At 48.6% G+C, this 14,542-nt stretch carries 8 protein-coding genes; 6 read left to right on the forward strand and 2 right to left on the reverse strand.

Annotated elements, in window-relative coordinates:
• Positions 1-74 precede the first annotated feature (74 nt).
• Both P6910_RS13255 and P6910_RS13260 read right to left on the reverse strand, forming a co-directional pair.
• Complete coding sequence (locus tag P6910_RS13255) at positions 75-302, reverse strand: hypothetical protein (RefSeq protein WP_317141767.1); 228 nt, start codon at positions 300-302, stop codon at positions 75-77.
• 238 nt (positions 303-540) lie between these two features.
• A complete protein-coding gene (locus P6910_RS13260; RefSeq protein ID WP_317141768.1) occupies positions 541-3,606 on the reverse strand; it encodes a hypothetical protein in 3,066 nt (1,021 codons plus the stop codon).
• Between the two features lie 329 nt (positions 3,607-3,935).
• On the opposite strand from P6910_RS13260, the gene P6910_RS13265 reads away from it, so the two are divergent.
• The 6 genes from P6910_RS13265 (at position 3,936) to P6910_RS13290 (ending at position 14,459) form a co-directional block, all read left to right on the forward strand.
• Positions 3,936-7,703, forward strand: a complete 3,768-nt coding sequence (locus P6910_RS13265) for a DUF4116 domain-containing protein (protein ID WP_317141769.1) — start codon at positions 3,936-3,938, stop codon at positions 7,701-7,703.
• Between the two features lie 119 nt (positions 7,704-7,822).
• Complete coding sequence (locus tag P6910_RS13270; RefSeq protein WP_317141770.1) at positions 7,823-11,548, forward strand: DUF4116 domain-containing protein; 3,726 nt, start codon at positions 7,823-7,825, stop codon at positions 11,546-11,548.
• Between the two features lie 268 nt (positions 11,549-11,816).
• The gene (locus P6910_RS13275) at positions 11,817-12,575 is read left to right on the forward strand and encodes a hypothetical protein (protein ID WP_317141771.1); all 759 of its coding nucleotides are present in this window, start codon (positions 11,817-11,819) and stop codon (positions 12,573-12,575) included.
• A 373-nt stretch (positions 12,576-12,948) separates the two neighbouring features.
• On the forward strand, positions 12,949-13,761 hold the full coding sequence (locus P6910_RS13280; protein ID WP_317141772.1) for a hypothetical protein: 813 nt from the start codon (positions 12,949-12,951) through the stop codon (positions 13,759-13,761).
• 82 nt (positions 13,762-13,843) lie between these two features.
• Complete coding sequence (locus P6910_RS13285) at positions 13,844-14,287, forward strand: hypothetical protein (protein ID WP_317141773.1); 444 nt, start codon at positions 13,844-13,846, stop codon at positions 14,285-14,287.
• Positions 14,232-14,459: a hypothetical protein gene (locus P6910_RS13290; protein WP_317141774.1), complete on the forward strand. Its 228-nt coding sequence runs from the start codon at positions 14,232-14,234 to the stop codon at positions 14,457-14,459. The genes P6910_RS13285 and P6910_RS13290 overlap by 56 nt, the downstream gene beginning before the upstream one ends.
• Positions 14,460-14,542 lie beyond the last annotated feature (83 nt).

Below are 14,542 nucleotides of genomic sequence, written 5' to 3' on the forward strand. Positions count from 1 at the left end.
GCATAGGGACAGACCGATAGAGAATATAACCAGCTACGTACAAACACGCAAGCGGAACGCTCTGCGTTCCCGTCTTATATCCCCGCCCGATTGAGGGTGTCGCAAAACTCCAACAACTCGTTCCCATGCTCTGAGGTCGTCATTCCCGCGAAGGCGGGAATCCAGCGCCAACGGTGGATCTCTGCCTTCTCGGGGATGACAAGGCCAGGGGGGGGCACTGGGTAGTATGGTTCTGGTGGTGAGTCAGTGTGGATTCCCGCCTTCGCGGGAATGACGAGAATGAAGAGAGAGTTTTGCGACACCTTCGCTCTGCGTGGGAATGCATACCTCCCCTGCAAAGCGTACTCTGCAGCGCGAGATGGGTCTGGGTACCTGCTCTGGGTCCCAATGGGCCTGAAAGCGTGGGAACCAGAGTTTTGCGACAGCCTCGATTGGGCGAGGGTTTACGACGATTTTGCTAATCATCTCATACTAATCAACGCCAAGTCTCTGCATCCCCTGCACTATATAGGCTGCCTGCTTCTATTTCAGCCAGCCTTGTTACTTCTTCGCTTCATTACCATCAGGCAGAAGCTTCACGGGCACCAGCATTTCCTGCAGTTTTACCTTACCTTTGTCGTCATATCCCCTCAGGCGTTTCTGACTAACCACCGCAAATCCTCTTTGCTCAAGGGATTTTTTCGCCAGAGGTGATTTCAGGGTTTTCTGGGTTAATGTGCCGAGGCTCATAAGTATCCCTTCGGATTGCAGTCGTTGCGCCTCTTGAACGATGGCCTCTTGTGTTTCAATGCTCAGTAATCTGAAGCCGTGGCGACACTGCATCTTTTCCAGGCGGGTCATTCTTTCAGGCACTCTGACTTGTCTGAGATCATGGAAACTGTTGTGAATGCCACGGGTAGTCCCCTTTTGCTGGTCCGTTTTACACTCTGTATGGTCAGGGCTGGAACAGGTGTTAATGCCTGCGCGACTGGCAATATAGCGCCGGACGTTATCATCCAGGTATTTTTCCATGTTCTGCAGAGGCAGGGGCGTTTGTTCAAGTTTATCGGTAATGGCCGTCCTGTCAGGCTTGAGCTGGAATGTTTGCACATAGGGAACCGTCCGGAGGTCTTTGCTATCACTGCCAGTGACTTGCAGCAGATCAGCAGCACCGTGCATGGCGGCTTCCAGTTGCTGTTGCAAGTCCGGTTTCAGGGCAGGATCAAGGGTGAAATCCCGGGTCAGTTGCGTCGGCAGATCCAGACGCGATGGGTCAAACTGCCTGAACTTCTGTCGGCCTGTCAAGAATCCCGGGAACGAGGCATCAACGCCGCTGAATCGGATAAAGTCCATGCGGTCAGCAAAGCGCAGTGCATGCAGATAACCGCGAACCCGTGTGGAAAGATTCTGGTCGCTCTTACCCTGTACGTCGTCTTCCTTGCGGGCCAGTGCTTCGGCAATATCATTCAGCTGATGTTGTGGGTACTGCCCCTTCAGATCCCGCTTGAAATAGAAAGCCGCCTTGTCTTCTTCATTCTTTTTGGGAACATCTTCTGCAGCGGCATCATGATAGATGGTTGCCAACGACAACAGGTTCTTTTCAGATTCAGAGAAATGCATCAGATCAAAATTCTCCAGCAACTCGATGTACCACAACAAATTGTTCCGGGCCCGCAATACATGACTGCAGTTGTGATCAGGCTTCCATACCCCGGGCAATGTGTCACTGCCAAGACATTGGATGACTCGCTCTGGTCCGGGACGTCGGTAATAATGCTGCAGTATTTTCAGAATGGTCTCTTCATTATCCCTGGCATTGGGCAAAACCGGTGGTACGCTGAAGGCGTCGACGAGAAATTGCAACTCCTCTGTTTGCGTCAGGGAGGCAGGTTGGGCAGATCGACAGCCGCTGAGGCCGAGGGACTTTTGCAGTTTGACTATTTGTTGTTGCCCCGCTTTGACTTTTCCTGGCCATTGCCGGTAAAAGGGTTCTTGATCTCGCCGTTTCCAGAGTGTTTTAATCCAGTGGATATAATCACCTGCACTCAGCGTTCCCAGGGATTTCCCAATGTCTTTAGGGCGGATGTCTGCTATTTTTTTTCTCACGGCGCTTAATGTTTGCTCATTGGGCGCACCAAAATGAAACAGTGCTAATAAATAATTCTTAAGTTGTTTACAGGGATGCTGTCCTTCAAAAGGTCGTCGAAGGACAAGGTGAAACGCATCCTGCAGTTGTGTTGAACTGAGTCTCAGGCAACGCTGATGAAACTCCAGCATCACAGCCGGATCAGTGCAAGATGGGTGGCAAAGTATCAAAGACCGTAAAGCAATACCCTTGTAGGATAATCCCAATGCCTTCAGATGGCGGCAAAGTCTTATTGAATAAAAATCCTCTAAAATGCTGTTGACGGTTTCATTGTTAACAGACACTCCGCATCTGACCAGATCAGTAGCTAATTGGATAAAAATATTTTCCTGTTTAGCTGTCCAGCTCATACACTGGTCTTGGTCGCCTGCTGATCTGATCAATACATCAAATATTGTCTGGTATTCTCCTTCGTAAAATACTTTCTTTTGTACAGGGAAACCCTGATCTATTAATTTCCATAAACGTTGACGAGTGAAGCAATCCGGGTTCGTTACCAGTTTCATAATGTCCTCAGCCTGAACCGGATGCCGCTGTGCAGGCAGATACTGTTGATTCAGGATGTCTGCTTTTAACGGCAATGGCAGAAGATTCAATAACTTCATCAAGATCTCTTCAGAAATGTTATGGGATATCGCAAAATTTCTGAGCCCGGCTTCATTAAGCGTTAACAGATGATCACTGGGGAGTTCATCCTCAAAATAAACCTCCGCAGAACCGCTTTGCCTGGAAAAAACCAGCCAGGGCAATGGGTCTATGCCTAAAGCCTCCTCCAATTGCTGTTTATCCTGCAAATGATCGCTAATACTTTTGGCAATGTTCTCTTTTACAGTGAAAAAACACTTGATGTGTGATTTTGTATACCCGGTGGTTAGCCATTCTGCAGGGTGTCTTAACTTTTCATTATCTTTTTCCCTGAATTCGGGCGCTTTGAATGTGCCGTTCGGTCGCAGTCCACCTGATGTAGACTCCCGATATACACTACAGAGCCGGTCAGCTTGCTCGAGCTTTTTCAATCGCAGTGAACGGTGGTCAGGGAGGCATTTAGTAGAAAGTTCATCCGGCTCTAAACCCCTGTACTGTAAGTGAGCTGTACAAGCATGACGTTTATAAGCAGCGAGCGTATCGGGTTTTAGAATGCCAATTGTGACATCTTTCGCCAGGGGTAATAAAGAAGGCACATCTTCGATAATCAGGTTAACAGGTCTTGGTGCTTTTGGAAGCTCGTCGTTATGGTCATGATAAACCGACTCTTTTTCGAATCTTGTATAACATGATTGCGAGTCGCACGCCCCAATCTGTCGAGCACCCAAAGTGCCGGCCTTCAGAGCTGCGTGCAATTCCTGTCTTAGCTGCTCTCTGCTACCCGGGGACAGGCAGTGTGCAGTGTTTGAATTTTTGCCAGATTGCGCCGAACAACTCTCAGGGTTTGTAAACGATATTGTTGAGAGTGAATTTCCTGTTTTTGGTAATGAATCCATATCAATAATCCTTAGAGTCATTGGAAAGTCATTGTGATGTCCGGATTAGAATTACCTCACTCGTATTGCCGCCCTGATGTTGCTGAAGCAAGGAAGCGTTAAACACCAAAGAGATAAACCCGACGTTATTCCTGAGCCGCTATGACGATGAATACCTGCCTTCATCGGGATGATGGTGTTGGTATTAAGGTTCTTTTAAAAACGGCACTATAGTTTCTGACTTTTTTATATCAAAAAAGTTCCTGCAACTTAGATCCGGACTGACGGGTAGTTGAAACTTTTTTCGAAAGCACCGGTCAAAGATAAGAAGGATTATGGAGATCACAGTCATGGAAAAGACTCAACCAACAACACCGGGCTTTACTTTGCCCGAATCTGCCAGTGCAGGAGACGGCTGCATCGGACGGGCATTTGCTCATTCTGTTATTTCTGCCAGGCAAGACTCCCCTCCTTGCGTGGGGCACATGACGGATGATTCAGATAAAACCGTTCTCTCTTGTCCTCAACTACCTGATCGTGATATCAAACTTCCGGATACGGATAACCGCGGGCCTGCCAGCATTGACAGGCAATCCCGGGCCTACGTGGGCGGAAAGGGGCTGTTTCTGCAGCGTATGCAGCAGGCCGGTATCCCGGTTCCACCCTTCACTGTGGTTGACACAACCCTGATCGCCAGGCTGGAGCAACAGCCTTTCCCCGCAAAATGCCTGTTGTCCTTTATGCCAGATATTGACACGCGAAGCCAGAAATCATTCAGCCTGGCACAATTGCGCACGATCGTTACCGAACTCCCCCATCAGCAACAAGCAGAATGGCTCAAGGGGTTATCCGGATTTATTGCCAGCGAGGATTTCTATCAACAGGTCGAAAATATCAGTGCTGCCCGGGATATTCGCCACTGCTACTTCATGCTCCGGCAACAAGCCAGCGACGCCTGCATCGTCCGCAGTTCCGGCGTCGATGAAGACTGCTTCGGCAATGCCCAGGCCGGTCGCTATGATTCCCGGGTTCATGGCGGCGGCGATATCCTGAAAACCTGCCTGCAAGTCCTGTCATCCGCCTACCGGCCTGAAGTCTGTCCAAACGGACAGGTAAAGCCCATGGCGCTGGTCCTGCAGCAGTGCATCCATTGCCAGCTGGGGGGCGCAGTGATCAGCCACTCAACACTACAGGACAATACCATTCAGGTGGAATTTGCACTGGGTCAAGCGCGGGGGGCGGTCTCCGGAACCACAGGTATCCGCCCCCATCGCTATTCGATCAAGCGCAGTGATGACGAAAACAGTCAGCCAGACCGGCAATTTACCCCGGGTGATATTACGACACAGTTTGTCCTGGAAAAAATCACCGATGAAGAGACCGGTGAAGCGGGTTATATCGAACGGAGCAACACGGCAACCACCGATGCAAAAGACATCATGCTCTCTGACGAGATATTGCAAAAACTGCAGAAATGCATAGAACAGCTGGAAGATATGTTCTGTTGCCCGGTCGATGTTGAGTTCGGCGTGGATGGCGATCAGCAACTGCATGTGTTCCAGTGTCGACCAGTGACCCAGCTGCCGGGCAGTACCCGTTTCTCTGCACCAGCACCAGCCGTGTCAATAGCTGAAGGAATCATGGTCAGTGAAGGTTGCTGCAGTGGTGTGGCCCTGGCGGTCACCGAACCGGTCGATGCGGAACAGATTCCACCCGGTGCCATTCTGTTTGCCAATCACGCCAGTGACTGGATGCTGGCACCCGATATTTTAAAACGTCTGGGTGGCTGCGTGTTCAAACAGGGAGGAACTAACGATCATGTTGCCATCACTCTGCGTCAGGCGGGTATACCCTGTCTGTTGGCTGGTTCTCAGTATTCTGAAGCATTAAGACAGAGCAGCGGACAACAGCTAACACTGGTGGCAGGCAGTTTTGCCGGCAGCCCCGGAGCCTGTTTGCTGTCAGGCGACCAGTCTGCCTGTTGGCGGGCCAAGAGCACCACTTCCGGTCAGGATATCATCAGCTCAGCCGCAACCAGTCCTGCGGAACCACCCGACTTCACCCGTGTCGACGACGGTTTTGCCTGGCTGAATCGCCAGAATCACCGGTTGCTTGACTATTTTCACCCTGACCGTATAACAAGTCGGTGCCTTGGCCCGGGCCGAAGTAAGGCAGTCAGCATGTCAGCAAACCGATCGAAACTATTACAACAACTTGACCTTGAGATTCAGCAACTACAGAAGGATTTAGACCTGTTTGTCTCTGGTTATCAGCACTTTTTAGGTCTGGCCACAGCATCTGAATCGAATACTGCACCATCCAAAGTCAAACCCTTTACCGTGGAAATCCATCTCCTTGAAAAACACTGCAAAAACCTGAAAGATGCCATTGATAAGCTGCGCTTAAAGGTGGTCTTGCCGCTGACCACCGAGCTGGAATTACCCGACCAACCCGCGAATTTCAGACAGTGGCTAAGCGATTGCCAGACCTTGCAGGATACATTGCAAAAACTGACCCGGCCCAGATTTATACTCAATATTAGTTCTGCCCACGACCTGGTTTACTGGCTTCATCAGCAATTCGTTCTTGCACTCGACTCGGTGGCAGAAGCATCAGGGCAGGGACAAATCACCAAAATTACAAACGCCAGAGTGCTGATTAATATACTCCCTCAGGGCGCTTTGGGACTATTAAACGACAAGTGCATGTCGGTAGCGAGCAAACTTCCCATAACAAGTCTACGCATGCTTAATATGGTGGATGCCGCTTTTGTTAGTGCATCACTCGGAGTACACGTCTGCACCATATCTATGCTGGAAGAGGCCGAGGGAGGCAGGGGCCGTACACTCCGCCTCGACATCTCTGATAATTTTTCTGAAAACGAGTTCAACACACACTTACAGGGTAAATTGAAGCGTTTCTGGTTTTTGGTCCAGACACTGCGCTGCGCATCGATTGATAATCATTCACTGCCAATGGCGATCAGTTTCAATAAAAATGCATGGAAAATGACCATTGAATACACTCAGGTTGATTCAAAAAAAGCATTACAAAAGGGCTTTGTGAAATTAGTGACTGTTCTGAGAGGACTGACCGACCTGGATATGTCAATCAACAAATTTAATCGTAGTGAAAATCTTGACAAATGGGATTTTGAAACGCTGGTTAAAAAGTCTCAAATCGGGCTGAGCGACTCTGTAAATAACTGGATATTCAAACATTGCCTGATAGTGGATGTATTCGAAAGCCGTGACGTGCGTCGATGTTACAAAAACTATGCGTTCGTTGATTATCTGGACGACGAATGCAAGTTGTTACATGAAATGGCCAAAAATACTCATGAAACTCTTGAGGCATTTCGACCCTCGTACAGAAGTTCAAAACTTCGCAAAATGTTAGCCGACGCCAGCAAACGGCTCAAACCCGATGATGCGGCAAGAATAACAAAGGAACTGCTGACCCACATGGTCATTGAAGACTTCCACCCGGAGCTTACTTTTACACTCTTGCGTGAGGACTTTAATTTAGATCACGATAAGGATCTGGTGCTTTTCCTGATAGAACAAAACCCGATGTTATTCCGTTTTGTCTCCGACGCATTCAGGGATGATTTCGATATAGCCAATTCTGCAATAAGATCGCGAGGGCGGTTATTAAAATATGCCAGCGATCGTTTCAAAAAGGATAAATCTCTGGTAATGCATGCCATTAGTGATCCTGGCGGTATTTCGCTTGAGTATGCCAGTACCGATCTCAAGAATGACCCTGAAGTGGTTATGGCAGCTACCCGATATAATTATCATTCCTTTCAATATGCCGGGCAGACAGTAAAAAACAACGAATCCCTCTTGAGAGTCCTCATTGCAGAAAACCCTTTGGTCTTGATCTATGCAACTGAGTCCCTTAAAAATGACAAGGACTTTGTCCTGCCAGTGCTCTCAGGAAATACCCACATTTACGAAAATGTCCACATTTACAAATGTCTCAGTGACAGACTGAAATCGGATCCGGATATTATGGCTGCAGCGGGTCACCAGATTAAAGTTGAACCTGAAACCGCGAGTTCAGATCAGCCTGAAAAGCCGAAAGATAAAAAGCGTTCGTGTGTCATCCTGTGACTTTGATTTTCAACTTCTGAGTGCGCTTTTGTGAACTGATGTGGTGCAAACAAAGAGGCCCGGTACCGGAATAAAGTTAGGGTCTCATTTCAAGGAAAGAAATCAAGGAGATTAAAGCTATGGAAAGCATTCAACCAACAAGATCAGGCCCGACTGAGAACAAATCTGCCCGGTTATCGGCTGGTCAGGCAGCGTACGCACTCACCCGTTCTATCACTCCTTACGATCATGAGGGCCCTTCTCGCAAGCAGCCGCGGTTAATGAAGGTTGATCCAGGTGAAGCTTTCCCGTCTTTTACTCCGCTATCCACTCGTGGTGTCGAACGTCCGAATACGAAAAATAGCAAGCCTGCCAGCCATGACTTGCCACCTGAGATTTCAACGCTCATCACAGACGAGCAAATCCGATCCTCTTTTGGCGGCAAAGGATTGTTTCTGCACCGTATGCAGCAGGCCGGGATCCCGGTTCCACCCTTTACTGTGGTTGACACAACCCTGATCGCCAGGCTCGAGCAACAGCCTTTCCCCGCAAAATGCCTGTTGCCCTTTTTGCCAGATATAGACACCCGGAGTCAGGAATCATTCAGCCTGGAACAATTGCGCACGATCGTTACCGAACTACCGCATCCGCAACAATCAAAATGGCTCAAGGGGTTATCCGAATTTATTGCCAGTGAGGATTTCTATCAACAGGTAGAAAATATCAGTGCTGCCGAAGATATTCGTCATCGCTACTTCATGCTTCGGCAACAAGCCAGGGAAGCCTGCATCGTTCGCAGTTCCGGCGTCGATGAAGACTGCTTCGGCAACGCCCAGGCCGGTCGCTATGATTCCCGGGTTCATGGTGGCGGCGATATCCTGAAAACCTGCCTGCAAGTCCTGTCCTCCGCCTACCGGCCTGAAGTCTGTCCAAACGGACAGGTAAAGCCCATGGCGCTGGTGCTGCAGCAGTGCATTCATTGCCTGCTGGGGGGCGCAGTGATCAGCCACTCAACACTACAGGACAATACCATTCAGGTGGAATATGCCCTGGGTCAACCCCGGGGGGCGGTCTCCGGAACCACAGGTATCCGCCCCCATCGCTATTCGATCAAGCGCAGTGATGACGAAAACAGTCAACCAGATCGGCAATTTACCCCGGGTGATATTACGACACAGTTTGTCCTGGAAAAAATCACCGATGAAGAGACCGGTGAAGCGGGTTATATCGAACGCAGCAACCAGGCAACCACCGATGCAAAAGACATCATGCTCTCTGACGAGATATTGCAAGAACTGCAGAAAAACATAGAAAAGCTGGAAGATATGTTTTGTTGCCCGATCGATGCTGAGTTCGGTGTGGATGGCAATTTGGAACTCCACATGTTCCAGTGCCGACCAGTGACTCAGCTGCCGGGCAGTACCCATTTCTCTGCACCCGCGCCAGCCCTGCCACTGGTTGAAGGAATCATGATCAGTGAAGGTTGCTGCAGTGGTGTGGCCCTGGCGGTCACCGAACCGGTCAATGCGGAACAGATTCCACCCGGTGCCATTCTGTTTGCCAATCACGCCAGTGACTGGATGCTGGCACCCGATATTTTAAAACGTCTGGGTGGCTGCGTGTTCAAACAGGGAGGAACTAACGATCATGTTGCCATCACCCTGCGTCAGGCGGGTATACCCTGTCTGTTGGCTGGTTCTCAGTATTCTGAGGCATTAAGACAGAGCAGCGGACAACAGCTAACACTGGTGGCAGGCAGTTTTGCCGGCAGCCCCAGCGCCTGTTTGCTGTCCGGCGACCAGTCTGCCTGTTGGCAGGCCAGGAGCACCACTTCCGGTCAGGATATCATCAGCTCAGCCGCAACCAGTCCTGCGGAACCACCCGACTTCACCCGTGTCGACGACGGTTTTGCCTGGTTGAATCGCCAGAATAACCGATTGCTTGACTATTTTCACCCTGACCGTATAACAAGTCGCTGCCTTGGCCCGGGCCGAAGTAAGGCAGTCAGCATGTCAGCAAACCGATCGAAACTATTACAACAACTTGACCTTGAGATTCAGCAACTACAGAAGGATTTAGACCTGTTTGTCTCTGGTTATCAGCACTTTTTAGGTCTGGCCACAGCATCTGAATCGAATATTGCAGCATCTAAAGTCAAAAACTTTGCCAAGGAAATCCGACTCATCAAAGAACAATGCAAAAGCCTGAAAGATGCCATTGATAAACTGCGCTTAAAGGTGGTCTTGCCGCTGACCACCGAGCTGGAATTACCCGACCAGCCCGCGAATTTCAGACAGTGGCTAAGCGATTGCCAGACCTTGCAGGATACATTGCAAAAACTGACCCGGCCTACATGTGTGCTCCATATTAGTTCTGCCCACGACCTGATTTACTGGCTTCATCAAAAATTCGTTCTTGCACTCGCCTGGGTGGCAGAAGCATCAGGGCAGGGACAAATCACCAACATTTCATACACCGAATTGCTGATTAATATACTCCCCCAGGGCGCCTGGGGACTATTAAACGACAATTGCATGTCGGTACTGAGCAAACTTGCCACATTAAGGCTACGGATACTTAATATGGTGGACGCCGCTTTTGTCAGTGCAACACTCGGAGTACACGTCTGCACCATATCCATGCTGGAACAGGCCGAGGGAGGCAAGGGCCGTACACTCCGCCTCGACATCTCTGATAAATTTGCTGAAGACCAGAAAAACACACACTTACAGGGTAAATTGAAGCGTTTCTGGTTTTTGATCCAGACACTGCGCTGCGCATCGATTGATAGTCATTCACTGCCAATGGCAATCAGTTTCAATAAAAATGCATGGAAAATGACCATAGAATACACTCAGGTTGATTCAAAAAAAGCATTACAAGAGGGCTTTGTGAATTTAGTGACTGTCCTGAGCGGACTGACCGACCTGGATATGTCAATCAAAAAATTTAATCGTGGTGAAAATCTTGACGAATGGAATTTTGAAACGCTGGTTAAAAAGTCTCAAATCGGGCTGAGCGACTCTGTAAATAACTGGATATTCAAACATTGCCTGGTAGTGGATGTATTCGAAAGCCGCAACAGCTATCGATGTCACAAAAACTATGCGTTCGTTGATTATCTGGACGACGAATACAAGTTGTTACATGCAATAGCCAAAAATACTCATGAAACTCTTGAGGCATTTCAGGGCTCGTGCAGAAGTTCAGAGCTTCGCCAAATGTTAGCCGACGCCAGCAAAGGCCTCAAACCCGATAATGCGGCAAGAATAACAAAGGAACTGCTGACCCACATGGTCATTGAAGACTTCCACCCGGAGCTTACTTTTACACTCTTGCGTGAGGACTTTGCTTTAGATCACGATGAGGATCTGGTGCTTTTCCTGATAGAACAAAACCCGATGTTATTCCGTTATGTCTCCGACGCATTCAGGGATGATTTCGAAATAGCCAAGTCTGCAATAGGATCGCGAGGGCGGTTATTAGAATATGCCAGCGATCGTCTCAAAAAGCATAAACCTCTGGTAATGCTTGCCATTAGTGATCCTGACTGTGTTGCGCTTGAGTATGCCAGTACCGATCTCAAAAATACCCCTGATGTGGTTATGGCAGCTACCCGATATAATTTTCATTCCATAAAATATGCCGGGCAGACAGTAAAAAACAACGAATCCCTCTTGAGAGTCCTCATTGCAGAAAACCCTATGGTCTTGATCTATGCAACTGAGTCCCTTAAAAATGACAAGGACTTTGTCCTGCCACTGCTCTCACGAGAAGCCACAATTTACAAATACCTTAGTGACAGACTGAAATCTGATCCGGATATTCAAGCTGTAATCAAGAACAAAGACATTGGATTCGAGTAATGAGCCAATATCATTCAGGCTGCTCTGCCTGATCATAGCAGACGTTGTTGCCAGTATTGCTGAAGAGCACATCTGCAATCACGTTGTAAAGACCTGGAAGCGTCAGTTATGCTGTCATTGAGAGCGTTGGTGTGCTCGACCGGTCATTGGGAATTTTTCTGGTCAAGGATGAACCTTTACGGTTTTTCAGTGGTTCACAACCTGTCTGCCTTACATTAATCAGGTAGAAGGCCCTATTGTTCAACCCGGAATTAAGGATTTAATACCCATGGATGGCTCTAAAAAAGCGTTTTTCAAATTGACTGTCATAGCAGCGCTTTCAGTAACTCTGGCTTCCCAAGCGACGGCTGAAGAGGTCATGGTCAAAGGCAATAGATTTTCTGCGGCCGGAAATTATGATTCTACCGGTATCGATAACTCAGGCTATCTCAACATAGACGGTAATATGAATATTACTGGCCCTTTTAGCAACAGGGTGGGTGGCAATATTAACGTCTCTATGGGGCTGAACATTTCCGGAAGCACATTGACGGCCAGCAATTCGGGAGCATTGACTGCCGCAAGTTACTGGAGTAACGGACACTTCAATAATAATGCGGGAGCGGTCGCATCCCTCGGAGTTATGAAAAGCAGTGGTAATATGAGGAATGCGGGTACCTTGTCAATGTTGCAGGAATCGGTTGTTGCTGACTTTAATGGCTCCGGGGGTACCACCAATATCACAGTTACAAAGATTGATTATTTTAATAATATGAACCCCCTGCTTTCCGCCACCGGAAAAATCAGACTTGATTCTGACTCAAAGATCGTAATCAACGTTTCCGAGGGTGTACTGACCAGCACCATGCGTGATGTTGTTATTGCCGTGAGCGGTGATGATCTGGAGTTTAATAACAGTTCGGAAAACAGGGTTTTTGATCGTAGTCACCATTTTATTACTTCTGGCAGTGACTTTATGAAGGTCACCAATATCGAAATGTCGGTCTATGGCATCATGGCCGACTTTGAACTGAAAAGAAAAAAGTAAGTGATAAGTGCGCCATTGACACCCAGACCACAGGTTTTAAGGGGTTGCCAGACCTGACAATGCTGAGATTAGTACTGGGTGGCAGCGACGGCGCTTTTTCATTCCTGGTCTCATTGGCTCTTGCCCGACTGCGAGGCACACGCCGACCTCAGAAACATCGTGATCGTAATCAACTCCGCTCTATTACAACTTTGTACCAGTGTTCAGGAACTTTTTTTATTTTGCTGCGTCTCAATTAGTACAAAACGCAGCTGTTCATTTTGAGCTTAAGCTCGCGGATTTACCGGGCTGCAACTCATCGAGTTCAAAAGGCGCCTGCAAATTATGAGCAGTTACCAGGGAATAATCCAATAACCAAGTAAAGGAGAATCTTATGAATAATCTTAACTCTAATAGAACTAATGAACCTGCTGCGGGTTCCTACCAGCAGCTAATGGAGTCAGATAGGCAGAGAGCCATCACGGAAAATTTTGATAACAATAAAGTCCTTCGCTTTATAGACACTTCTGATTATAGATATCGCTATGAGACTAGAGGATTGTCTTCATATTCTATTAAAGCTTCTGATGATAATTCTGAAAACAATGATAATAAAATCTTACAATTGCATGTGGATGAACGTGAATGGATTGGGATCAATGAGAATGTTCAAGCTATAGAGCTTAGCGGTTGCTTATTCGCCATTCATGTTCCTGATAATGCTGAATTCTATAATGCATGGCATTTTAACTCGATAAACAGGGCAATTTTAGCAGACGATTTAATAGAAGCCATGTTCATGATGGAGAATCCTCTTGAAGTTAAATCAGCTTACCGCGAAGCTAAGTCCTGGCTAGAAATGCTGAGTCAGTATCCCGGGACGAGCTATTTATGTGCCAATGACGACGTTACAGATAAGCTCAGGAGTGTTTTTCGTGTTAGTCCGGATAAAATCACCAAAACTGGAGAATCAGTAGCTGTTGACGTCACATTTAATATTGCTACCCGAACCTTTGAGGTGAGACATTCTCTTGAAGTTGACGCCGCTGACAGTGAGCTTGAATCCCTGGAAGAAATGCTGCAAGGACATCCCGGGACCAGCTATTTACATGGCCCTGACGACGCTGGAGATCTGGAAGGGAATCCTTCTGATATTGATGCGGCTAGACCAAAACCGGAGGACAGAGCTGACTCAGCCACGGAATAGATGGCATTGTTTGGGTCGCTCTTATTGACATCCTCCACCCAACCAGAGGCTGTCGCAAAACTCTCTCCAGCGTGGGAACGAGTTGACTCCCGTCATTCCCGGCTTCATTCTCGTCATTCCCGGCTTCATTCTCGTCATTCCCGGCTTCATTCTCGTCATTCCCGCGAAGGCGGGAATCCACAATGACTCTCAACCAGAACCCCACTGCCCGGTGCCCCCCTGGCCTTGTCATCCCCGAGAAGACAGAGATCCACCGTTGGCGCTGGATTCCCGCCTTCGCGGGAATGACGACCTCAGAGCATGGGAACGAGTTGTTGGAGTTTTGCGACACCCTCGAAGGCGGGAATCCACACTGACTCTCCACCAGAACCCCACTGCCCGGTGCCCCCCTGGCCTTGTCATCCCCGAGAAGACAGAGATCCATCGTTGGCGCTGGATTCCCGCCTTCGCGGGAATGACGACCTCAGAGCATGGGAAAGAGTTGTTGGAGTTTTGCGACACCCTCGAAGGCGGGAATCCACACTGACTCTCCACCAGAACCCCACTGCCCGGTGCCCCTCTGGCCTTGTCATCCCCGAGAAGACAGAGATCCACCGTTGGCGCTGGATTCCCGCCTTCGCGGGAATGACGACCTCAGAGCATGGGAACGAGCTGTCGGAGTTTTGCGACACCCTCAGAGCGTGGGAACGAGTTGTTAACCTCAGGGTCCCAGTTTGAGAAATGCAAAAACACACGTGAAATTAAAGAGAGCCTGTATCTTGAGAAATAGCCAGCGACAAGG

Source organism: Endozoicomonas sp. 8E (assembly GCF_032883915.1).
GTDB lineage: Bacteria > Pseudomonadota > Gammaproteobacteria > Pseudomonadales > Endozoicomonadaceae > Endozoicomonas_A.